This window comes from Xenorhabdus szentirmaii DSM 16338, from assembly GCF_002632585.1.
GTDB classification, from domain to species: Bacteria; Pseudomonadota; Gammaproteobacteria; order Enterobacterales; family Enterobacteriaceae; genus Xenorhabdus; species Xenorhabdus szentirmaii.
Window position 1 is genome coordinate 1,394,981 of record NZ_NIBV01000002.1, and the last position, 22,511, is coordinate 1,417,491.

Here is a 22,511-nt window from a genome sequence, read left to right on the forward strand (position 1 = left end):
GAAATCCTGTTGTAAAAAACTGATTTATTTATATGGCAACAATACAATAAACACGATTAGGTCGCATTATCGATAATAAATTTATGGCATTATAATCGAATGCCGATTGATTTATCTGCAAAATCTGTTCCGGCGTATTCAATTATTCTGTGTGCTAAGGAGATAGTAATGGCAGCCACTCGCATTGAAAAAGACTCAATGGGACCAATTGAAGTACCTGCTGACCAATTATGGGGAGCGCAAACTCAGCGTTCACTGGAGCATTTCCGCATTTCTCAGGAAAAAATGCCTGTTGCGTTAATTCATGCTCTTGCATTGACTAAACAAGCAGCAGCCAGCGTTAACATGGATCTGGGCCTTTTGCCTAAAGAACGTGGTGATGCAATTATCGCAGCAGCGAAAGAGGTGTTGGAAAACAAACACCCAACAGAATTCCCTCTTGCTATCTGGCAGACCGGTTCGGGTACTCAAAGCAACATGAACATGAATGAAGTGTTGGCGAACCGTGGTAGTGAGATCCTTGGTGGTCAAAGAGGTGGAGATCGTTTGATTCACCCTAATGATGATGTTAACAAAAGTCAAAGTTCTAATGATGTTTTCCCAACGGCTATGCATGTTGCAGCTGTGACTGCATTGCGTGAACATCTGTTGCCAGAGTTAAAAGTATTGCAAAAAACGTTGGCAGATAAAGCGGAAGCATTTAAAGGCATTGTAAAAATTGGTCGTACCCATTTACAAGATGCAACACCTTTGACATTAGGGCAGGAAATTTCTGGTTGGGCGGCTATGTTGACGCATAACCTGAAACACATTGAAGATAGTATCCCTCATGTATGTGAATTGGCTCTGGGGGGGACAGCGGTAGGTACAGGCCTGAATACTCATCCTGAATATGCAGTCCGTGTTGCGAAGAAAATCGCAGAATTATCCGGTCAGCCTTTTGTAACATCACCAAATAAATTTGAAGCATTGGCAACTTGTGATGCGCTGGTTCATTCACACGGTGCATTGAAAGGTTTGTCTGCGTCACTGATGAAAATTGCAAATGACGTTCGTTGGTTGGCATCTGGCCCTCGTTGTGGCATCGGTGAAATCTCCATTCCAGAAAATGAGCCAGGCAGCTCAATTATGCCAGGTAAAGTCAACCCGACTCAATGTGAAGCACTGACCATGTTGTGTGCTCAGGTTATGGGTAACGATGTGGCTATTAACATTGGTGGCGCATCTGGTAACTTCGAGCTGAACGTCTTCCGTCCTATGGTTATCGATAACTTCCTGCAGTCTGTTCGTCTGCTGGCGGATGGCATGCGTAGCTTCAATGAGCACTGCGCTGTTGGTATTGAACCTAACCATGACCGTATTACTCAATTGCTGAATGAATCATTGATGCTGGTGACTGCATTGAACACGCATATTGGCTACGATAAAGCAGCAGAAATTGCTAAAAAAGCGCATAAAGAAGGGTTAACCCTGAAACAATCAGCGCTGCAATTGGGGTATCTGACCGAAGCTGAATTTAACGAGTGGGTACGCCCAGAAGACATGGTTGGCAGCATGAAATAAACATATAATCTATTGATTATATGCATGATTGAATAAGAGCCGGAGTAAATATTCTCCGGCTTCTTTATTTAAAAAGCTTATTTAAATTTCTTTGTAGAGATGTAAACGGGGGATAATCAATTCCAGAGGCTTAGCTTTAGGTTTATATCGATGTTTAATGGCATTGACATTGTAGTTTAGTAGCATACCAATTTTGGGTTTTGCGTCATTGAATTCGGTATAGATATCTTCTGTGTAGAAAACAATAACAGGAAGCGGGCAGGCATATTGTACTTGCTTCTGTATTTCGGAATACCACACACGAGTAATGGGCTGAACTTTGACGGGGCGTTTAATTTTCAACACGACATCATCAGGCAATTTTTTTATATCTGTTATTTCCAAAGCAACCAACGCAGCCCATTGATCACTTGAGTAAGGAGGAACTGCTCGCCCGGCGCTGTGGCTTTTTTCCAGACGTTCTAAAATTTGTTGTTTAGTAACTTTGTTTATGATGTTCTTATTGGCCCAACCAAAATTAATGGAATCAGGGTTGAGAAGGGGAGTGATCGTACGATAAGCATTTAAGGTGATTAACCCCCTTAAATGATCATGAACAAATTCAAATCTTTGCTCTTTGCTGACACCGGATTCTTTGGTAACAATCGTCTCCAGCTCATTTTTTAATTGGTTTACTTCATCAATTAGCCTCATAGCATCTTTATATTGCTGGTGGCTAACGGAAAAACATATTGCACCGGGCAGGCGACTTGCTGCTTTGCTACTGATGTTAGGGTTGTTATGGTGTATAAACAGTTTTTGATAAAATCGTAATCCCAAATTAAGTGCCTCAACTCCTTGTATAGGGTTAACAGTAATTTCAGTGATCTGTTCGTGCTCTTCACCTTTTTCTATTTTAGGTAATTCAAATACTTTGGCATCAATCAACGAATAACTCTTCAACAACTCAATTAATTCCGATAATTTTTCTTCCTGTTTTTTAAAACAAGCTGTAAGTGATTCTATTGAAAGATATTTATTCATTTCAAGCCTCAATAAACCTTGTTAGTTACAACATAATTTTAAGTTTAAACCTAAAACGCATCTGCATCCAGAACAAAAAAATGTCAATAAAAATGGGAGGAGGAGTAAAAGGGAAATGAGAGTCAGCATGTCAGGAGTAATGGCAATGCAATTGTCAGGGATAAGAATACAGGAAAAAGTTGTCCAATGGGGAATCTCAATGGAACAAGAGGAAAAGGAAAATTCTGACATCATGGGGGTTATTTACCCGCCTTAGATTAAGGCGGGTAAGAGTACAAAAATGGGAAGGTTACTGCAAGGAGAGGAGTTCTTCACGGCTCAAACCGGTGCTTTTCATGACTAGCTCAATACTGGCACCGTTTTTTAAAAGAGCACGGGCAATATTAATTGAAGCCTGTTTTTCACCTTCCTTAATACCTTTTTGAATACCCTCTTGAATACCTTCCTGGATACCTTGTTGAATACCCTGCTGTATGCCTTGTTCCCGTAGTCGTTGTGCAATATTCATGATTGCCTCCTGGTGGCTGTCTACCTGTTCAATCAGTTTCTGGAGCACCTGTTCAAAATGGGGGGAGTCCATTGTCACAAACAGGTAGTTGAGAATAGTAACAACATCGTTGTCGCTATTATAATTGTCCTTAAGGGCTTGTGCCAATAATGCAGTCACCGCCTTGAAGCCTTCACGCAAGTTCTTATGTTTCATCGCCAGTTCCATCACGGCGATTTTGCGATGATTGACCAACTCATTATCATCAATCACGGTCACATCGACGAGGGGAAAAGGATGGAAATAAATATCTTCCGCCAGGCCCGGTAATGAAAAGCACTGTGTCCAGCGTTGCTGAAAAGGGTAAGGGCTGCTGTCACCGTGGTAAAACAGCACGGGCACAACCAGCGGAAGTGCCTTATTACCTTGTTGCAAATGCTGATTCATTGCCATAAACGCGTAATGCATCATTCGCCATGCCATCATTTTATCCGGCGTCGACTGGTGTTCAACCAAAACATAAATATACCCGTCCCCTTGTTGCGTTTTCACCGAATAGAGCACATCGGATATCCTTGAACGCAGCTGGTGGTCAATGAATGACGAGTTTGTCAGGGTTAATGTATTGAAATCGCAAATTTTTTTAATTTTTTCCGGCAGATGAATGTCAAAAAAGTCACGGGCATTCTCGATCTGTGCCATGAATCTTTTGAACGTCGAATCATGCGGTGTAGGTGGTGTCTTTTTATTGTTCATAGTTTCTTATAAAAAATTAAATTTCATATTCAATGTACAGTACAATACTCACTGATATCAAGGGTTATAATCATGTAGGCGATCGTATTACATGGAAAATTAATTAATTTTACTAATTATTATTTGAGTGTTGCACGAAAAATAGACGGTGGCGCAGGAATGTTGAATGACTTACTGGCACATGTCCTTTGTGTATTCGTACTGAAAGAAATAGAAACTGCATTATGAGGATTATCGTTGCCGGATATTGACTCAACTGAATTGAGTTGAGGGAAGACCGCCATTCCATGGTTATGATCATTTTTTACGGTTGGCGTGATGAGATTAGAAGAGGCCTGGTTGCATCATTTCACGACATTAAACATATAAATCAAACAAACATTCAATAAAGCATATTGATTAGAAACAGTCATTGCGAATTGTTTAATTTTTGTGATAAAAATGTAAACCGCAAGGGAATTTTTAGTTAATATAACGCTATTCTGTTCATAAGCTATTTACATAGTGATACATAAGAGAAATTTAAATTTATTCTCTCTGCTTATATGACTTATATGTCAGGAGAATAATGCAGCAGGATTTCCCAATATGAAAAAATTAGTTAAACCTGTGAATTCTTTTAAAAAGGTTGTTGATGCACTATTGCCATATTCAGAGTCCATCACATCTGATTTTCCGACACAAGGAACATTTATTAATGTAGAAAATGAATTTGCTAAAATTTTTTTATTAAATCAGGGTTATATCAATGTTCACAGGATAAATGATAATTTGATTGTTGCCACATCATTTTCTCCTTACATTACTGGATTATCTTTTTATTCCGGTTCGGAGATTTATTATTCTATTGAACTGGGGCCGGATTGCAAAATTTATCAGATTTCAAGAGGTAACGCTTTGAATGCGATAAGGAAACATGATTTGCATCGGGAATGGATGAGAATAGTTTCTTATAAATCAGCTTTTTTTTATGCGAGGGATATTAGTATTTTTCGCCATAGTTCCAAAGAAATAGTGTGCAATTTGTTATCTCGACTTATGACTTTCCCTGATGAGTTCCGTGAAAATATCTCAGCGATAAAATATGTAGAACAACGATGTACACTTTCGCGCAGTTGTATCCAGCGTATATTATTTTCCCTGAAAAAAGAAGGAAGTATTGAAATCATAGATGGATGTTTACAGCGAGTTTTAAAATTACCTTCGCAATCTTGCTATTGAAACGAAAAGATAAATCATTAAATCATCTTCCTGATTGATGATTAAAACATTGCCAACACCATTCATTAGCATCGGCAATGGAGAATAGTTATTGAGCTAATTTGTTGAGTTTAAAACCTAAGTAAGTAGCCAGTGTAATTAAAAGAAAAATAAATACAGCGACCCCATCCCATTTAAAATGGGACCAACAGATACCACCTAATGTTCCGACAACACTTGAACCTGAATAGTAACAGAATAAATAGATTGATGAAGCTTGTGCTTTTGCTCGTTTAGTTCTCTGTCCTATCCAGCCGCTGGCAACAGCATGAGCGGCAAAGAACCCTGTTGTCAAGATTGACACTCCCAGCATAATGACCCAAACATGGGAAAATACAGTCATGGCACAACCTATTAGCATAAGGCCCAATGCAAACAATAATACTTTTCCTCGTCCATATTGGCTGGTTAAAGAGCCGGCTTTTGTTGCGCTATACGTTCCTGTTAAAAAAATGACAGATAAAAATCCGATGATGGTTTGACTAAAATTGTAAGGTGTTTCTAATAACCGATAGCCAATGTAATTGAATATGGTAACAAAGCTTCCCATTAATAAAAAAGCTTCTGTAAAAAGAAGGGGCAGCCCTTGATCTCTAAAGTGTAATTTAAAGTTTAATAACAACGATTTAAACTTTAATGAAGAGGGCTTGAAATTTTTGGATTCTGGTAAAATTCGCCAAAATATAATGGCTGAAATTAAAGAAAAAGAACCCAGTAAAACAGTAGCAAATCTCCATGAAAAATGGTCTGTTACGATACCAGTAACCAAACGCCCGCCCATTCCACCGACTGAATTACCGCTGATATAAAGCCCGATAGATAAGGCTACATATTTAGGATCGATTTCTTCGCTGAGATAACTCATGGCAACGGCAACAACACCACTTAATGATAACCCCAACAGAGCACGAATGAGCAGGATGCCATGCCAGCTTGTGATCGTAGCGCTCAACAGAGTAAAAATGGCAGCAGAAATCAATGACACCACCATGATATTTTTTCGGCCAATTGCATCAGACAGGGGTCCTGTTATCAATAATCCGAGTGATAGCATTCCGGTGGAAAGCGATAAAATCAAACTACTATTGGCGGGGGAGATATGAAATTCTTCTGACAAAATTGGCAGTACGGGCTGAACAAAGTAAAGCAACGCAAACGTTGCTAATCCCGCAGCAAAAAATGATAGGGTGATACGTAAATACATTGTGTCTTCACGTTGGATCAGGCGGGGTTTGCTCTGATGTTTCTGGTTAATTCTGTCTTCATCTATTTCAAGGTCAGAGACTGCAGATTTTTCACCGACGCTTTGGATAATACTCACATTACTTCCTTAACTCATGTAAAAAAATGTTTCGGCTCAAGAATAGAAACTCGCAAATATATTGTCTAATATATTAATCATTCAAAATGATACTTTTAAAGTATCAATAAAGTGACGAATTATGACCATTAATATTGAACTCAGACACTTACGTTATTTCATTGCTGTAGCAGAAGAACTTCATTTCGGGCGGGCAGCAGAGCGTCTGAATATATCTCAGCCGCCACTGAGTCAACAAATTCAATCACTTGAATTGAATATAAATGCCAAGTTATTGGTCCGTAACAATAGAAATGTGAGCTTAACGGCAGCTGGCCAAATGTTTCTGCAAGAGGCATATCAGGTTATTGCTCAAGTTGAGGCTGCGGCAGTTAAAGCTGCCCGGATGCAACAGGGAGAATTGGGGGAAATATCTATTGGCTTTACGACCACGGCTCCCTTTATGCCTAAAGTGGCGCTGAGCTTACGTCAGTTCAGGGAACGTTACCCTGATGTTGCCATCCATATGCATCAGATGAATACAAAACAACAAATATCACCGTTGCAGACAGGGCGAATTGATGTCGGGATCATGCGTAATACGTTATTACCCGATAATTTGGAGTATCAATTACTTTTTAAAGAACGTTTTGTTTTGGCGGTATATGACGGGCACCCTTTATTGAAGTATGCAGATGAAGGCGTAAATTTAGCGATGTTATCTGGTTATCCACTGGTATTTTTCGAACGTGATGTAGGAACGGCTCTCTATGATGAGATCATTTCCTTGCTGGCCAATGCCGGAGTCACTCCCACAATTTCGCAAGAAGCGGGGGAAGCCATGACAATACTCGGATTGGTTGCTGCTGGGTTAGGAATCAGTATCGTCACTGAATCATTCATACGAATGAAACTTGCTGGTATTCAATATTTGCCTTTGGCCAATAACTCAATTTATTCGGAAGTATGGTTGGTTAAACACAAAAGCCAGCATAACAGCCGGGCGGCGGATCGATTAACCGACCTTCTGCTCTCCAATATTTCGCCAATGCTGTAAATGAATGCTGTCAAACAAAGGAAGTTCGTGTGAAGGATCACATTTCTACGTTAAATGAATATATTCTAATTTTAACAGTTACATAATCACCGTTAATTTTTTTAGTGGGTTGAATTAAATAGCGGGAGGCGAGGTCAGTGTTGATGTTCAGCCAAGTCATATTGACCAAATTAAACAAACAAATATTGGCTTGGTTTATCGACTCATTGATCAGCATGGTCCTATCTCTCGCATTGCACTTTCCAAAAGAACCCAATTAGCTCCTGCCAGCATTACCAAAATCACACGTGAACTTATTGAGTCGCATCTGGTGAAAGAAACCGAATTTCCTGATCTCGGTTTTCGTGGCCGTCCTGCCATCGGGTTAAAAGTTTCTAGTGAGGGGTGGCAGTTTTTATGTATTCGTCTCAATAAAGGAAATATGGTCATTGGGCTTCGTGACTTAAGTGGTCATCTTGTTGTGGAAGATAAACTGCCAATTACGGTGCTCCACCAGCAAACTTTTCTGGGCTGTATTGTTGAAAAAATTAATGATTTTTTCTTTCTCCATCTATTTAACCCTGAAAAAATATTGATTGGCTCGCCGCTGAACGGCGTACAGCATATCCTTTATCCGGCCATTCAAAGGCAAATAGTTCAAGGCTCACTTCCGGGATATAGTCGGCAAGTTGATATTGTCGCAACTCAATTTGAGAATGCAGGCACACTTCCCACCGCAGCACTAATTAAACAATCCTTGTATGGCGGCGAATTACTTATTGAACTTATGCAAGGATAAAATGCTTTCATCAAGTAAAACATTGAGCTAACGCAATCCCTATCTCAAAGACATCTCCTACACTTTAGACCTGCTCGCTGGAAAGCGTAGCTTGTCTATCTATTCTGTCATTACGGAAAAATGAATTATGTTAACGCGCTTATTTGTTACAGGCACGGATACCAACATTGGTAAAACAGTTGCTACCCGTGCATTACTGCAACTTCTTAATCAAGAAGGAATAAATGCAGTAGGCTATAAACCCATTGCAACAGAAAAACAAGAAACACCAGAGGGGATACGTAACCGAGACGCTGTCATCATACATAAATCTTCGCCGGTTCAAGTGACTTATGAAGAAATTAACCCTGTTATTTGGAACAGCAATTACGAGGAAGAAAATCAGGCTGACTTTGTTCAAATGACAAATGGGCTGAAAAATCTAGAGAGAAAATCAGATATTGTGATTGTTGAAGGTAACGGTGGTTGGCGTATGTTACTTGAGGATGAAACGTTTTACTCTGATTGGGTTGTGCGGGAAAAAATCCCTGTTATTTTGGTTGTCGGAATTCAGGCAGGTTGCGTAAATCATGCAATTCTGACAGCACAATCTATCATTAATGACGGCGTCCCTTTGGTTGGTTGGATTGCCAATCGCATTAATCCAGGATTGGCACATTATGCAAAGACACTCGAGCGTCTACGTCGCCATATTCCTGCACCACAATTTGGCGAAATCCCTTATCTCTTAAGGCCTGAGGAACGAGATTTATCTTGTTACCTAAGTGATTCTGCGATAGTTGTATTTAATGAAAGTAAGTAAAAAAAAGGGAGCATATCGTGCTCCCTTTTTTTAGATTTATTCGTGAAGTTCTGTGCTATCAGAAGGCGCATTAGAAGAGAGGGATTTAGATTTAGAAAAACGAGTGTAAACAATCTTTTTCTTCCCTAAGTCACAATGACCAACAACTTTCTCGTTGCCTGTCACAACATTGTCTTTCACATTTTGTTCATCAGGGATAATCTCGAGTTTAAAATCGCCTTCTGAAACACCATTTTTGATAATTTTTTGCGCTATTTCCTGTTTCAGGCTTTCACATGTCACTTTTTGTGTGGCCTGAACCGCAAAGGGAGAAAGTGCAAAAAATAAGGACCCAATCAATAGGATCTTCTTCACTATGATCTCCTTATGTTCATGTCTAATATCTATCAGGGTTTGATTGGCTGGCCTGTGTTGATATCCAGGCAACGTTTTGTATTGGGTTCCCAATAAGCATTGATATTGGCGCTTTTTAAACAATCGTCACGATTATCAACTTCCGTTTCATACTTATCAAACTCTTTCTCTCTGCGGTCATTGACCTTGTGGCGTAATTTTCTTTGCTCATCCCATTCTTCCTTGCTTTGGCGAGCATTTTCTTTATTCATTGCGCCACCTTCCGCTCCATTGATGGTTATACATGTACTATCTGATGTACAGGGGGCTGAAAATGCAGGGGCTTGCCAAAAAAACGAAAATAACAGGGCGATAACAGAAAGATTTTTGGCGATGAAGGAATTATGAATGCTCATGTTTGAACCTCTTTATTTGTGTCATTTACAAAACCAGATTATCTAACAAGAAGATTAGGTTATTTACAGATGCCATCCAAGCAATGTTGTGCTGGTCAGCGTCTTCAATGGCATCTGGCATTACATTAATACATGCTTGAGATTGCGATTATTGGTTTCTATGTACACTTAAGCCTGCGAATGACTGACACACAGGCATCATCTCTAATATATTAATATTGACATGAGACGGAAGGTTTGCAACCCAGAAAACGGCTTCAGCCACATCATCAGCAGTCAGGGAGTCAGTTCCGTCATAAGTCTTGGCCACTTTTTCATCATCACCCTTAAAACGAATTTGAGAAAATTCTGTTCCGCCAACAAGCCCGGGTTCAATGTCAGTAACCCGAATTTTTTTCCCTTGCAAGTCAGCTCGCAGCCCCAAACTGAATTGCTTAACAAACGCTTTGGTGGCTCCGTATACATTACCACCAGCATATGGCCAGCTTGCTGCTGTAGAACCAATATTAATAATGTGCCCATGATTGGCCTGTACCATATCAGGCAGCAGGGCGCGGGTCATGTTGACTAACCCCTTAGTATTGGTGTCGATCATAGTTTCCCAATCATCCTGATTCGCTTGATGGGCAGGCTCTAACCCCAACGCCAGCCCTGCATTATTCACGAGGACATCTATGCTGCGCAATAACTCGGGTAATTGCTGAACGACTTGATCAATGGCAACACGATCTCTTACATCAAGTTGAATAGGGTGGAAATTTTCTCCTAATTCTTGTTTCAAAGTCTCTAATCTATCTTTACGACGCCCTGTAGCAATGACTATGGAGCCATGTTTGATAAATTTTCTGGCAATTGCTTCACCAAAACCGGAGGTTGCTCCTGTCACAAAAATAATCATCATTACCTTCTTCTTTGTTATCGTTAATTCCTCACTAGTAGAAAAAGTTAAACCTGATTAGTCAAGGTTAAATTTCATTTTTTATTTATAACTATTTATTTTAATTATGAATTATTGTTTTTACATAAGGCGCAGGAATTAAAAACCTTGCGGATATAACTCATTCAGACCCAATTAAATCAGGCCTGAATGGATAACTGATTAAGAATTGTTTTGTTGTTCTTGTGGTAACGCTGATGCGGGAAGGCCAAAAATTTTATCGAAAGCCCAATTAAACATAAAAGTATAAATAGGAATATAAATAATGAAAATGACATCCAATATAAATGCTTCCAATAGTGTAATGGATAACCACCAAGATATTAAAGGAATTAAAAATACAACTAATGTGAGCTGAAATAAAATAGCATGGGCAAGACGTCGGCGAAATGTTCGGACCCGTGATACTTGGCGAGCTTCCCAATACTCAAATAATGAATTGAAAATAAAATTCCATGTTACTGCAATGGTCGTGATGGACAAAGCAAGGGGAGCAGTGGTATCGGTTGAATTTCCTGACAAAAATGCCATTCCCAAAGATGACATTATCATACCAATGATCTCATAGGATGAGATAAAGACTATCTTACGTTTAATGCCTTGCATGACAGTGAGTTGATTCCTGGATTTGAGAAAAGGCCAAGTTAAATCAATAGAAATGATAATAAAAGTCAGCTACTATCAGATTTTTTGAAAGGTCGTGCTCCTATGCCATTTTCAAGCGATAACTTGCAGCTATTTTTAACTGTGTTGGATAAGGGATCTTTTTCTGCGGCAGCACGAGCATTAAAACGTGTTCCCTCATCTGTCAGTATGGCGATTGCTAATCTGGAAGCAGAACTTGGCTATGAGTTGTTTGATAGAAAATGTCGAGAGCCACTTCCCACAGAAAAAGCATTGGTCCTTGTTCCCTACGCACGGGAGATCGTTGATAAGCTTCATCAAATAAATGCGTTTTCCCGGGAGCTGTCCCAGGGAATGGAAAGCACTCTTTCCATAGGGATAGCGACAGACATTAATCCATCCCGTGTGCTGGTGGCGCTGAAGGAATTGAATCAGCGCTATCCTTTAATGAATGTTGAAATAACAACCGCGCCACAAGACGATATTTTACCGTTGTTACATCAACATAAAATTCAGTTGGCCATCATTTTCGGCGGCTTATATATCAATCCGCAGGAACAGTTTCAATGTGTGGGGCATGAATCTCTTATTGCAACAATTTCAGCTGAACACCCTTCATTGACGCATACTAAACCGCTTTATATTGAAGACTTGATTCAAGCCCGTCAGATTATTATCGCCAGTCACCACCACGATCTCAGTGATGTTCGCACTCAGATTGGGACGAAATTTTGGCGCACAGACAGTTTTGCTATGGCATTGGGTTTAGTGGAAGCAGGGTTGGGATGGGGAAATCTGCCTTATTCATTGATTCAAGATCAGCTTTCAAAAGGTCAATTAAAGCGCTTAGAGTTTCGTAATTTGCAAAATGGCCTGATCTTACCGATAAACGTTGTTTGCTTAAAAGGAGAAGTACTGAAACGAGGCGCTCAAGAATGCATTGAATTGTTGAAGGAAGGTTTTTTATCATGATGGTGTACTTGAGTATTCGCTAAAAGGAAGAGGTTTAGGAGACTGCTGGAAATATGATTACTGGACATGGGATGGAAACGATTTTGTACAAAGTTCGAGTGGATATACTGGCCGTTGCCGGTTAATTCGCGCTGGTGGAGCATGGAATATACCAACAATGACGACTATAGTGGTCGCAGATTGATATTCACACCTATCTAACATTAACGCCAAAAATAAAAAACCAAGCTCTTGGTAAGAGCCTGGTTTTTATCACTCACAGAGAGATTTATTATTAAAAGCTATAATGAATTCCATTCATCTCGTGTGATCCGACTGATATTTTCAGTTCGAATTTCATCCATAATAACAACATACTGCTCATCAATGACATGATGATGGCGAAAACCGCACTTTTCCTGAACGCTTTTTGATTTATGATTGTCAGCAAAATAGCCGCACCATAAATTCTCTAACTTCAATTCTTCAAACCCATAGCGCATAAGTTCACGCAGTGCTTCTGGAATAAGCCCTTGTCCCCAAAAAGGTACACCGATCCAATAGGCTGCTTCTGCGTCATTATCTCCGATAGAGAAGTTGCTGTCTTTTGCCATTAACAGCCCGATGCAACCAATAGCCCGATTATCGCTTTTCAGTGTAACTGCATATACTTTGTCGACCATAAAGACATCGCGGATAATTTGTGCACTTTCTTCTATACTTTTATGTGCTGGCCAACCTGCAATAGGGCCTACACGTTCATCTTTGGCATATTCATACAAGCTTTCAGCATCTGTTTCCTGCCAGGGACGTAAAATTAATCTTTCTGTCATTAAATTTTGCATTGTGTCACTTATCGCTTTCTGAATACCGGAAAAAACAATACTCATGTAGGTAATTAATGGGTTAATTGGCTAAAGCACGCTAATTTTTGGGGGGTATTTATAATGCCTTGGACATTTTCACATCCAGCTGCCGTTTTTCCTTTAAGATATCTTCCTGGAGGAAAGTTATTGAATTTACCTGCACTCATTGTGGGAAGTGTGTCTCCTGATTTATTTTACTCTGCCGGATTGTATGTTATTGCAGCAACGGCGCATCACTTGCCTGGATGGTTTTATACTGGCTTACCTTTATGTTTACTGATCTTCTGGCTTGCTCGTCGGTTGTCATCGCCTTTATCCGTCCTTTCACCCATATCTTTTGTTTGTCATAAAAAGTGGGATCATAAAGATAAAATTATTTTCATCTTTTCGTTAATTATAGGCGCTATTACCCATATTAGCTATTACCCATATTATCTGGGATGCATTTACTCACGATAAGCGCTTTTTCGTTGAACTGATCCCTCTATTGCAATTTCGCGTTTTTCACTTCATTGCCGAGGGACAGGGGGTTGGTATATATAAAATTCTGCAACACCTCAGTTCATTGCTGGGAGTGTTGTATCCAATAATGATTTATTGGCAATATCAGAAAACATTGGATCCCGCCATTCAGAAAATAAACAAAAGAAAGCTGTATTGTCTGATTGTTATTGGGGGAATTTCAGGTCTTTTGACATGTCCCGTGGCATTATTTTTAACTTGGGAAGTCTCTGGAATAAATATGGGCCGGTTTGTTTTCAAGGAGTTAACGCTATCTGTGCCTGTCTTTTTCATTATTTTGGTTATTGTTTCATTATGGATAAGCCATTGTTCGCCAAGGATTAGATCTGTTCTCAATGATTATTGAGTGTTAACTGAATGCCATCAAATAATGATATTTACCATGATTGGGGCTGGTGGCACAGCCTCATAGGCTATTGTTCATTAAACCCATCAGATTGGAAATGCAAAAATTATTATAAAAATGATTATGTTATTTCTAAATATTAATTGACGCATGGTTAAATACTGGTGTCATATTTCAAATGTAAGCCTATACACTTATCCAAATCAGAACATTAAACTAATGTTTATCGTTGAAGATACAAAAAATCATATAATTAAATGGAATATGAGGATTCAATTTATGAAAAATGGAAGAAGACTTTTTCTAAAACAAGCAAGTGTGACTGGTGCAGTATTTTCACTATTACCTCTGATGCCGGCAGGGGCTCTTGCATCTTCATCATCTCAGTCCAAAAAAGGAATTGATGTAGGGGTTTGTGAGATGACCCCAGAAGAAATGTCAGGCCCATACTTTATAAATAACAAACTGTTGAGGAGGAATATTACAGAAGATGAGCAGGGAATACCTCTTTTACTGACAATGAAAATAATTGATTCTGCAACCTGTAAACCTTTGGATGATGTTTTTATTGATATATGGCATTGTAATGCAATGGGAAAATACTCCGGTTGGAAATACATAAATCCAGATCTTAAAGCGTTGACTGGTGAGATAGGTTCGATTTCAAGAACTGATGAAAGCACATTTCTCCGTGGTGCACAAAGGACAGACAAAGAAGGGATAGTCAGATTCACCACAATTTTCCCTGGATTTTATGCCAACAGGGCTTTACATATCCATGTCTCCGCAAGAAGTGCAAATGTCCAAAAAAGACAAGACGATAAATTCTATTTTGTAGGCCAAATCTATTTCCCGGAAGGGGTATCTAAAGAAGTAATGGCGAATGACATGTATTCTCCGAGGGAAATTAAAAGGCTTAAGAATGAAGAAGATCATATATTTTCTGGCGTTAAAAATAGGGCTGCAATTTTGAATATAAAACAAATAGGTGATAATTTATTGGATGGATTATATGGACAGATAGTTTTATCTATTAATAAAGATCATATATCTAAGAAAATCACCCCTAAGGACTTGGCTAAGCACACTGTGTAGCCAATCTGATAAGTGTAGTTAGGTGAGTTTTAGTGTATTTCTTCTTAGCTTTGGTGAAGCTTTTTCAAAGCTAAGTTGAAATATTTTTGCTTTATGTGGGATATTTTATTTTGATTGGATCTTCTGGCGGTGTTTGTCATCGACTTTTAGAATACCGGCGAGAACTTTGGCAAGGGATTCTATAGTTGATTCATCAAGTTCTGAGATGGTGATCCTAAGACCATGGCAAGTTTGTGTCACTCCGAAAACCTCTCCTCCGCGTGTTAACCATCCATGTTGTGCCAATAGCATCACTGTGTTGGTGCTGTTATCTTCCAATGGGAGCCATAGATTTAATCCATCATGATGTTCAGACACATTAATGCCATAATCCTTTAAGCATCGGGTCAGATGCTCACGTAATTTCCAATAAGTTTCTTTTGCTCGTGTCAGTTCCTGTCCAAAATCCGGTGAGTTCCAGGTCGCAGTGGCAATCTCTTGAAGAATATGACTAACCCAGTTTGTTCCCGAATTTAACCTTTGACGCAAGTGTTGCGAGGTTTCTGTATCACTGGCAACAAAAGCCAACCGTATATCCGGGCCCAGAAATTTTGAAGTCGAACGAATAAGTGCCCAGTGACGTGTCGTGGCAGGAATAATATGTTGGTAATCAGTTGTTGAAAGCAAAGAGAAATGGTCATCGACAATGACCAGAACTTGCGGATAACACTCAAGTAATTCCTTTAACTGCACGGCACGCGTGGCGCTAAGTCCCCAGCCAGTCGGATTGTGTGCTCGTGGGGTAATAATAATGGCTTGCACGCCAGCAGCCAGATGAGCTGAGAGATCAGAAACCTGAATGCCTTCTTCATCAACCGGAACACCAATGGCGACAAATCGATTATTCTTGATCGTATTGATACTGCTTAAAAAACAGGGATCTTCAACGGCAATTTTGTCTCCGCTAATCAGGTAACAGGTCAGCAACCGCTCCACAGCATCAACAGCACCGTTGGTCAGGTTCAGTTCGTAACTCACTTGCAGATCTTGTTCGAGCAAATTACGTCCTATCCTTTCAAGCTCCATATTGATTATGGGTTCGCCGTAGAGTTTTGAAACGTTCTTTTCATTGAGTGAACTGATTCTTAGCTTCGGAAGCAGAGCAGGAGAGGGATTTCCTCCAGCCATATCTCTGAGCGCCAATCCCGGGGGCGTTCCTTCATAAGGCGTGTTCTGAACCTGTTCTCTGATTAAAGTACCATTACGGCCTTTGCTCACAGCAATGCCTGCATCGGCCAGACGTTTATAAGCCGCAGCAACTGTATTACGGTTGATGCCGAGTTCAATTGCCAACTCACGAACCGGAGGCAGCGAATCCCCGGGCTTATAATTACCGGATTGCACTAAAGTTCTTATTTGCTCAAAAATATCAGTCGCTGTTTTTCCCGTTATCATATTTGACCTATGACAAAAAACACATAATCGAGGACAATACTAAGTTATTCTCTCATTGACGTCTATAAAACTGTAAGTCTATAAATTTTCCATGGTCATGTCAGGCAATTTTGAATTTGTGATTGGGGAGGGCGTCTGGCAGCCTATTTTGGCACTTCTTTGTTGCAGAGTGGCTATTTTTGTCTAATCGAGATTTAATAAAAAGAAAAGATTGCGAGTTAATCTGACCAAGATCCATTCTAGGTGTTTTTATGTGCAAAAACATATTCGAATTGACGTATATATTATTCGAATGTACATTACAAAATAGATTTTCAAAGGAGCAGGTATGGAACCATTACAGTTATTTAAAATATTGGGCGATCAAACGAGACTAGACATCATATTGCTTCTCAAAGCATGTGGTGAACTGTGTGTCTGTGATATTTATACCGCTTTGAATCTGTCTCAGCCTAAAACATCCCGACACCTTGCCATGTTGCGTGAATCTGGTTTATTGCTGGATTCGAAGCATGGCAAATGGGTTCATTACAGATTATCACCTGCATTATTACCGTGGGTAAAGAATATGATAGACCTGACTTATGCCACAGAGAAAAACCGGGTTTCTCAATTACTTAAAGCTATAGGGAAAAAAGATCTTATTGATAATTGTTCAGCTTGAAAATTTTTAAACAAACATATATGAAAAAACATATATAACATCATGGTTATGAAAAGGTTAGCAATATTTGGCCCTGCGTTATATTGCAGCATTGGCATGCGGGAACAGATGCGGAAATTATTTCCCTATTTGAAAATGAGCCGGCTGAAATATCAACACTAAGTTAATCAACGGGTTAATTGTTATCTTTTCGTATAAGAAAGTGTCTATTAGTACCTTATTAAAAGAGGGTGTTATGCTTATTGCCGCATTGATATTTATTCTGACGATTACTTTTGTTATTTGGCAGCCTAAAGGGATAGGAATTGGCTGGAGTGCAACTATTGGTGCACTACTAGCCCTATTATTTGGTGTCATCAGTTTTCAGGATATTCCTGTTGTCTGGAACATTGTCTGGAATGCAACAGCAACATTTGTTGCCGTTATCATCATCAGTCTTCTTTTAGATGAAAGTGGTTTTTTCGAATGGGCCGCACTGCATGTAGCAAAATGGGGCGGTGGAAAAGGGCGATTATTATTCAGCTATATCGTTTTACTAGGCGCAACAGTTGCCGCCTTATTTGCGAATGATGGTGCTGCGCTAATTTTGACTCCGATTGTCATCGCCATGTTATTGGCATTAGGTTTTAACAAAGGAACGACGTTGGCGTTTGTCATGGCCGCAGGTTTCATTGCTGATACCGCCAGTTTGCCGCTGATTGTTTCCAATCTGGTTAATATCGTTTCTGCTGATTTCTTCAATATCGGTTTTAGTGAATATGCATCTATCATGGTTCCTGTTGATATTGCCGCTATCGTCGCAACGTTAGCTATGCTGCATTACTTTTTCCGTAAAGACATACCGAAACACTATGATGTATTAAAACTGAGCAACCCGGTTTTAGTGATTAAAGATAAGACCACATTTAAAGCGGGATGGTTTGTATTGGTGCTGTTATTGATAGGCTTCTTTGTGTTAGAGCCTTTGGGTATTCCGGTCAGTGCCATTGCCGCAATAGGCGCATTAATTCTTTGGGTCATTGCCTCCAAAGGGCACATTATCAACACCAAGAAAGTGTTACGTGGTGCACCGTGGCAAATTGTGATTTTTTCACTTGGCATGTATTTGGTTGTTTATGGTTTAAGAAATGCAGGGTTGACCAACTATCTTTCGGAAATATTCAATTATCTTGCTGATAAAGGTTTATGGGTAGCAACACTGGGTACTGGGTTTATCACCGCCTTTCTATCTTCCATTATGAATAATATGCCAACAGTATTAATCGGCGCATTATCTATTGAGGGAAGTGAAGCTACCGGATTGATACAACAAGCAATGGTTTATGCAAATGTCATTGGCGCTGATTTGGGACCGAAAATCACACCAATTGGAAGTTTAGCAACCTTGTTATGGCTACACGTGTTATCGCAAAAAAATATGACCATCACATGGGGATATTATTTTAAAACAGGTATCATCATGACCATTCCTATACTAACAATAACACTAATCGCTTTAGCACTTAGGCTTTCACTATTAAATTAATGGTAACGCCTATATTTTTATAATATAGGCGAGCATAAAAGATGGGGTAGAGTCGTTTTATGGTTTTGCTGTATGAAGAACACTGGTGAATTTATTATCCAATAATTCGTATTTAACATAATATAGATTATGCGAACCTAACCAGACAAAAATAAAATCACTCCCACAGTGACCCTGATTATCAGTATGCAAACAAATCTCAGAACATCAGAAATTATTTTCTTATTTTCTGGCTCCGTTATAAATTCTTAGATCCTAATTGTCAACAAGTTTTGAAATTTTAGATTATGATAATCATAAAATTTATACGGAGGTCAAAAAATGCCGACGAAGCACATCAACGACAACATTTGGCGTTTGGTTGAAAAAGAGACGGTGAAAGCAGTCATCGAACTCAAAGAGCCGGTTAAAGACACTACTGTCTTAGAATGGTTAATCCGGAAAGGTTTGGAGACAATAAGTGACGAAGATTACAGAAAATTTTCAAGAAAAAATTAGAAATTAGATAAGAATTGAACGAAAAAAATTTCATCAGATGAGGACTTGAAAAATGCCCTACCACACCATATCTGATCTTAAGGTATTCAATGGTGAATACCTTGTACAAAAAGGATCTAATATCATGAAAAAGAAGAATGTTTCCTATGGGAGTGATGTATCAGCAGGCACGTATACTTGCTCTGATTGTGGATATAAGTACTCTAATCAGAGTAAAACATCTCTACCGCCTTGCCCAAATTTCAAAAGGAAGCCTCATCCTCTAAAAAGCTGGGATATAGAAACTGGTCAAGGTGACGCAAAAAATGATCCATACCCAAATAGAAAAAATAGATAACACACCTAAAAATCCAAAGTAACGTTAGACTACCACTGTAGTACTCAATGGTATAGAACGGGGAGTACTACGGTGACGAATCCTATTTAAACATAATAAAAGAACATTATGAGTGATAAAGATATAACCATTGTTACACTTAAAGTAGATAGCAAAGAAATAAAATTTGAGATTCCTAGTTACATATGTGAATTAATATCAATAGAAGAAAATAATTTTATACCTTTACAATCTCATTATTCTGAATCATTAGAAAAAATATTGAGAACATTTATTCCTGACAGCATTAGACCTGCAACTAAAAAACAAGTGGATTTTATGCGCTCAATAGCAGAAACATTAAATATTACTATAAGTGAAAAGCAACTAAAAAATAGCACTGCTGCTAGAAAATTTATTAGCCAATATATAGATGAATTCAATAACAAAAAAGATGAAGAAAAAATAGCCGAAATAAACAACTCAAAACATCATAAGGAAAGACTCAAAAGACAGATGTCTTATTACACATCAATAGCCAAGACATATGTTTTATCATTTGGAATAAAAGAATTATCGGATGCAGGGATAGGAGCAGAAGAAATCTCTGAAATTACTGGATTAAATCCGTCTGCTATAAAAAGATCATTGGAAAAACTTAATAATCTATTAAATAGGAAAAAAGACGATGAACAATCTTATATACTGCGTATCGCATATTATATGCACAAAAACGATGAATACGCAGATATAGATAATATAACAGATGATCTACTAGAACAATTAATAGTAATGACAATAAAAAATAAAGATGATAAAAAAGACTGGTTTTATAAACTTTAAAACATAATTTTAGATTTCCCCCGTAGTACAGTACGGGGGTTTTAGTGAACCTAATTCGAGCCATTTTGTACTTTATAAGGAGCGTGATTTATGAAAATCATTCCTGCACAACTCGCAAAAAATCAGTTTGGAGAGCTACTCATGAAGGTTCAACGTGAACCAGTTGAGATTAGTAAGCATGGTAAGTGCGTAGCTGTGGTTATGTCTCCAGAAGAATATGATCAGTTTACACAGCTTAAATTACAAAATTTAAAAGCTATTCTAGCTGAATCGATTACACAAGCAGAACGTGGAGAGCTGCATCATATTGATGATGTTTTTGCACCTTTAACTAGCGATGAACTCGAAAGTTTAGCTGACAAATGAGTGTTCAGTTTACCAAAAAAGCAAAAGAAAATTTTTTTACCGTATTTCTCAAAAGAAAATAGATGTACTATCGTATGATTTTCATGAAGACCCTGAGTCATTCATTAACATTCAACTTTAGTATAAAAATAATAAAAACTGTCTAATAAGAGGTTGTGAGCACTTCGTGTTCACAACCACCTTGCCCAAGTGTTTTTAACCGGAGTGTCGTACAAGTATTAAATCGGAACCCTAAAGGGACCCCACGATTTAATACTTGACGATTTAACTATTGAGAAAAATTTACGACCTTCATTCAGGTAATGATAATTTAAAATTCATATATAACAATAATATAAATTATAGAGCCATTTAAAATGATGACATTTTAACCATTCCTAAGTAAAAAATCACGTAATGATGTTATTCCGGCAACGTTTAGCTCCGAGTTCCTGAATAAAACGAAAAGCATAGTAAACGATACAAGAACAAACTATACAACCAGATATAACATACCAATAGAAAAAATAAATAAGCCAACTAGGCAAAATACCGAAATTGAGCTTAAAAAACGTTCACGTTCTCGCCCTGCTATATCGGTCAGTGTTCCCAGTAATTTCTGATAAACCGCCTCCAATGCCCTGACGGGCATAAAACACAGAATAGACGCTAGTTTGATGTTAAAATTAATGATTAAAAATATAAATTATAAATTATAAATTATATCTTCTCATAAATTTTCAAGCTTATCGCGTATGGTAAATAAAAAATAAAAATCAAAGAAAATATGACAAACAGGTTAGTAAATATGAAAAGCCAATTTACGTAAATAAAAGAAAAGGAAGCATATTCATAAATGACACCCCACTCAAGAGGTAACCCAAAATAAGAACAGGCGAGTATATGAAAAAATAAAGATGAAAAAATTCCGATGCATGAAAGAATCAAAATAGAAATAATTTTATATCTTTTATCAGATAACATAATCCAATCCCTATATTTTAATTGATATCAAGCTAAAAAGTGCTCCGCCTAGGATTCCGCCTCCTCGCCAGCTGCGGGGAAGAAATCCTAGCGTTTTACTTTTTTAGCCTGAAGAATAATTAATATATCAGTTTTTGTTTTCTCTTTGCTGCTTGTAGAAAACCAAGATGGCATAAAGGATAACCCTGTATTAGCGCCAGTATCTTTATTATCAGCCAAACCGCCAATCAAAATAATGTCGCCATCACTGACAGATACTGACGTCTGAATATTACGCTTAATTAAGGTTGGTGAATTATTAACACCTGTATGCGTCTTGGCAAAGTTTGATAGTTCCTGACTGATAGACAAATCAATCACATCCTGTCTTACTTCCGGCATAACGTTAAAAATAACACCCGATGAACGATATTCCACTGACTGAATCGGCTTATCACCTGAATAACTGACATTACTCAAAACAGGCACATCTTCACCCACAGAGAAAGACGCAGACGTACCAGAACGCGCGCGCAATGACGGCGAGCTAACCACAGTAAAACGGGAATTATAAGGAAAAAACCCCGCCTGCATGACCTGCTCATCAGTTACTGAAACTATCTCACCGAAATCGCTCCCCTTTCCCTTAGACAACTTCGCCGCATAATCACGGATGGCATCGGGATTAATACCGTCAATATTGGTTATAATCCTCCTGCCTTGCAGATAGGCAGGAAGAATAACACTCTTAACACACTCATGACTCTTACCAGAGCCAGGAACGCCGAAGTAAGCTGTGATAGACAT

25 protein-coding genes and 1 pseudogene are annotated in these 22,511 nt (G+C 38.6%); 16 read left to right on the forward strand and 10 right to left on the reverse strand.

Going from position 1 to position 22,511, the window contains the following annotated elements; genetic code table 11:
- Window positions 1–168 precede the first annotated feature (168 nt).
- Window positions 169–1,563 (forward strand): class II fumarate hydratase, encoded by a 1,395-nt coding sequence (gene fumC, locus Xsze_RS16140; protein WP_038233578.1) that lies wholly within the window; start codon window positions 169–171, stop codon window positions 1,561–1,563.
- 81 nt (window positions 1,564–1,644) lie between these two features.
- Here fumC and tus read toward each other — a convergent pair whose 3' ends face one another.
- Window positions 1,645–2,586: a DNA replication terminus site-binding protein gene (gene tus, locus Xsze_RS16145; RefSeq protein ID WP_038233575.1), complete on the reverse strand. Its 942-nt coding sequence runs from the start codon at window positions 2,584–2,586 to the stop codon at window positions 1,645–1,647.
- Between the two features lie 127 nt (window positions 2,587–2,713).
- Here tus and Xsze_RS23130 point away from each other — a divergent pair, with 127 nt between their 5' ends.
- Window positions 2,714–2,842: a hypothetical protein gene (locus Xsze_RS23130; protein ID WP_280176092.1), complete on the forward strand. Its 129-nt coding sequence runs from the start codon at window positions 2,714–2,716 to the stop codon at window positions 2,840–2,842.
- 33 nt (window positions 2,843–2,875) lie between these two features.
- On the opposite strand, the gene Xsze_RS16150 is transcribed toward Xsze_RS23130, so the two are convergent.
- Entirely contained in the window at window positions 2,876–3,829 is a 954-nt protein-coding gene (locus Xsze_RS16150) for an Rpn family recombination-promoting nuclease/putative transposase (RefSeq protein ID WP_038233573.1), read from the reverse strand.
- A 588-nt stretch (window positions 3,830–4,417) separates the two neighbouring features.
- Between Xsze_RS16150 and Xsze_RS16155 the strand changes: the two genes are divergently transcribed.
- Window positions 4,418–5,050: a helix-turn-helix domain-containing protein gene (locus Xsze_RS16155; protein ID WP_038233570.1), complete on the forward strand. Its 633-nt coding sequence runs from the start codon at window positions 4,418–4,420 to the stop codon at window positions 5,048–5,050.
- Between the two features lie 88 nt (window positions 5,051–5,138).
- Here Xsze_RS16155 and Xsze_RS16160 read toward each other — a convergent pair whose 3' ends face one another.
- A complete protein-coding gene (locus tag Xsze_RS16160) occupies window positions 5,139–6,359 on the reverse strand; it encodes an MFS transporter (RefSeq protein ID WP_408673374.1) in 1,221 nt (406 codons plus the stop codon).
- A 178-nt stretch (window positions 6,360–6,537) separates the two neighbouring features.
- On the opposite strand from Xsze_RS16160, the gene Xsze_RS16165 reads away from it, so the two are divergent.
- From Xsze_RS16165 to bioD, 3 genes are all read left to right on the forward strand, one after another.
- The gene (locus tag Xsze_RS16165) at window positions 6,538–7,446 is read left to right on the forward strand and encodes a LysR family transcriptional regulator (RefSeq protein WP_038234082.1); all 909 of its coding nucleotides are present in this window, start codon (window positions 6,538–6,540) and stop codon (window positions 7,444–7,446) included.
- A 190-nt stretch (window positions 7,447–7,636) separates the two neighbouring features.
- A complete protein-coding gene (locus Xsze_RS16170) occupies window positions 7,637–8,224 on the forward strand; it encodes a helix-turn-helix domain-containing protein (RefSeq protein ID WP_051462242.1) in 588 nt (195 codons plus the stop codon).
- Window positions 8,225–8,351: 127 nt separating this feature from the next.
- Entirely contained in the window at window positions 8,352–9,026 is a 675-nt protein-coding gene (gene bioD / locus Xsze_RS16175) for a dethiobiotin synthase (protein WP_038233562.1), read from the forward strand.
- Window positions 9,027–9,062: 36 nt separating this feature from the next.
- On the opposite strand, the gene Xsze_RS16180 is transcribed toward bioD, so the two are convergent.
- The 4 genes from Xsze_RS16180 to Xsze_RS16195 all read right to left on the reverse strand — a co-directional run bounded on the left by Xsze_RS16180 (window position 9,063) and on the right by Xsze_RS16195 (window position 11,318).
- The gene (locus Xsze_RS16180) at window positions 9,063–9,380 is read right to left on the reverse strand and encodes a DUF1161 domain-containing protein (RefSeq protein ID WP_038233560.1); all 318 of its coding nucleotides are present in this window, start codon (window positions 9,378–9,380) and stop codon (window positions 9,063–9,065) included.
- A gap of 32 nt (window positions 9,381–9,412) precedes the next feature.
- Window positions 9,413–9,775: a DUF1283 family protein gene (locus Xsze_RS16185; RefSeq protein ID WP_038233557.1), complete on the reverse strand. Its 363-nt coding sequence runs from the start codon at window positions 9,773–9,775 to the stop codon at window positions 9,413–9,415.
- A gap of 148 nt (window positions 9,776–9,923) precedes the next feature.
- Window positions 9,924–10,673: a bifunctional NADP-dependent 3-hydroxy acid dehydrogenase/3-hydroxypropionate dehydrogenase YdfG gene (ydfG, locus tag Xsze_RS16190; protein ID WP_038234080.1), complete on the reverse strand. Its 750-nt coding sequence runs from the start codon at window positions 10,671–10,673 to the stop codon at window positions 9,924–9,926.
- A gap of 201 nt (window positions 10,674–10,874) precedes the next feature.
- Window positions 10,875–11,318 carry a PACE efflux transporter gene (locus Xsze_RS16195; RefSeq protein WP_038233553.1) on the reverse strand — a complete coding sequence of 148 codons (444 nt, stop codon included), beginning with the start codon at window positions 11,316–11,318 and terminating at the stop codon, window positions 10,875–10,877.
- 102 nt (window positions 11,319–11,420) lie between these two features.
- Between Xsze_RS16195 and Xsze_RS16200 the strand changes: the two genes are divergently transcribed.
- The gene (locus tag Xsze_RS16200) at window positions 11,421–12,308 is read left to right on the forward strand and encodes a LysR family transcriptional regulator (RefSeq protein WP_038233551.1); all 888 of its coding nucleotides are present in this window, start codon (window positions 11,421–11,423) and stop codon (window positions 12,306–12,308) included.
- A 52-nt stretch (window positions 12,309–12,360) separates the two neighbouring features.
- Window positions 12,361–12,492 (forward strand): annotated as a pseudogene (locus tag Xsze_RS16205) (DUF1176 domain-containing protein); the annotation flags it as partial.
- A 97-nt stretch (window positions 12,493–12,589) separates the two neighbouring features.
- Here Xsze_RS16205 and Xsze_RS16210 read toward each other — a convergent pair.
- Complete coding sequence (locus tag Xsze_RS16210; RefSeq protein ID WP_038233549.1) at window positions 12,590–13,132, reverse strand: GNAT family N-acetyltransferase; 543 nt, start codon at window positions 13,130–13,132, stop codon at window positions 12,590–12,592.
- 102 nt (window positions 13,133–13,234) lie between these two features.
- Between Xsze_RS16210 and Xsze_RS22830 the strand changes: the two genes are divergently transcribed.
- The 3 genes from Xsze_RS22830 to Xsze_RS16220 all read left to right on the forward strand — a co-directional run bounded on the left by Xsze_RS22830 (window position 13,235) and on the right by Xsze_RS16220 (window position 15,116).
- Window positions 13,235–13,612, forward strand: a complete 378-nt coding sequence (locus Xsze_RS22830; RefSeq protein WP_051462241.1) for a DUF4184 family protein — start codon at window positions 13,235–13,237, stop codon at window positions 13,610–13,612.
- Between the two features lie 19 nt (window positions 13,613–13,631).
- Entirely contained in the window at window positions 13,632–14,021 is a 390-nt protein-coding gene (locus tag Xsze_RS23370) for a hypothetical protein (protein WP_422645805.1), read from the forward strand.
- Window positions 14,022–14,300: 279 nt separating this feature from the next.
- Window positions 14,301–15,116 (forward strand): intradiol ring-cleavage dioxygenase, encoded by an 816-nt coding sequence (locus Xsze_RS16220; protein ID WP_038234078.1) that lies wholly within the window; start codon window positions 14,301–14,303, stop codon window positions 15,114–15,116.
- A gap of 105 nt (window positions 15,117–15,221) precedes the next feature.
- On the opposite strand, the gene ptsJ is transcribed toward Xsze_RS16220, so the two are convergent.
- A complete protein-coding gene (ptsJ, locus tag Xsze_RS16225; RefSeq protein ID WP_038233546.1) occupies window positions 15,222–16,550 on the reverse strand; it encodes a MocR-like B6 salvage transcription factor PtsJ in 1,329 nt (442 codons plus the stop codon).
- Window positions 16,551–16,878: 328 nt separating this feature from the next.
- On the opposite strand from ptsJ, the gene Xsze_RS16230 reads away from it, so the two are divergent.
- The 5 genes from Xsze_RS16230 (at window position 16,879) to Xsze_RS16250 (ending at window position 20,762) form a co-directional block, all read left to right on the forward strand.
- Window positions 16,879–17,214, forward strand: a complete 336-nt coding sequence (locus tag Xsze_RS16230; protein ID WP_038233543.1) for a metalloregulator ArsR/SmtB family transcription factor — start codon at window positions 16,879–16,881, stop codon at window positions 17,212–17,214.
- Between the two features lie 235 nt (window positions 17,215–17,449).
- On the forward strand, window positions 17,450–18,739 hold the full coding sequence (locus Xsze_RS16235; protein WP_038233540.1) for an arsenic transporter: 1,290 nt from the start codon (window positions 17,450–17,452) through the stop codon (window positions 18,737–18,739).
- A 321-nt stretch (window positions 18,740–19,060) separates the two neighbouring features.
- On the forward strand, window positions 19,061–19,237 hold the full coding sequence (locus Xsze_RS22235) for a hypothetical protein (RefSeq protein WP_038233538.1): 177 nt from the start codon (window positions 19,061–19,063) through the stop codon (window positions 19,235–19,237).
- 445 nt (window positions 19,238–19,682) lie between these two features.
- On the forward strand, window positions 19,683–20,396 hold the full coding sequence (locus tag Xsze_RS16245; protein ID WP_038233536.1) for a hypothetical protein: 714 nt from the start codon (window positions 19,683–19,685) through the stop codon (window positions 20,394–20,396).
- A gap of 90 nt (window positions 20,397–20,486) precedes the next feature.
- Entirely contained in the window at window positions 20,487–20,762 is a 276-nt protein-coding gene (locus tag Xsze_RS16250) for a type II toxin-antitoxin system Phd/YefM family antitoxin (RefSeq protein ID WP_038233534.1), read from the forward strand.
- Window positions 20,763–21,812: 1,050 nt separating this feature from the next.
- Here the strand turns inward: Xsze_RS16250 and Xsze_RS16260 are convergent.
- Window positions 21,813–22,511, reverse strand: a complete 699-nt coding sequence (locus tag Xsze_RS16260; RefSeq protein WP_084616094.1) for a zonular occludens toxin domain-containing protein — start codon at window positions 22,509–22,511, stop codon at window positions 21,813–21,815.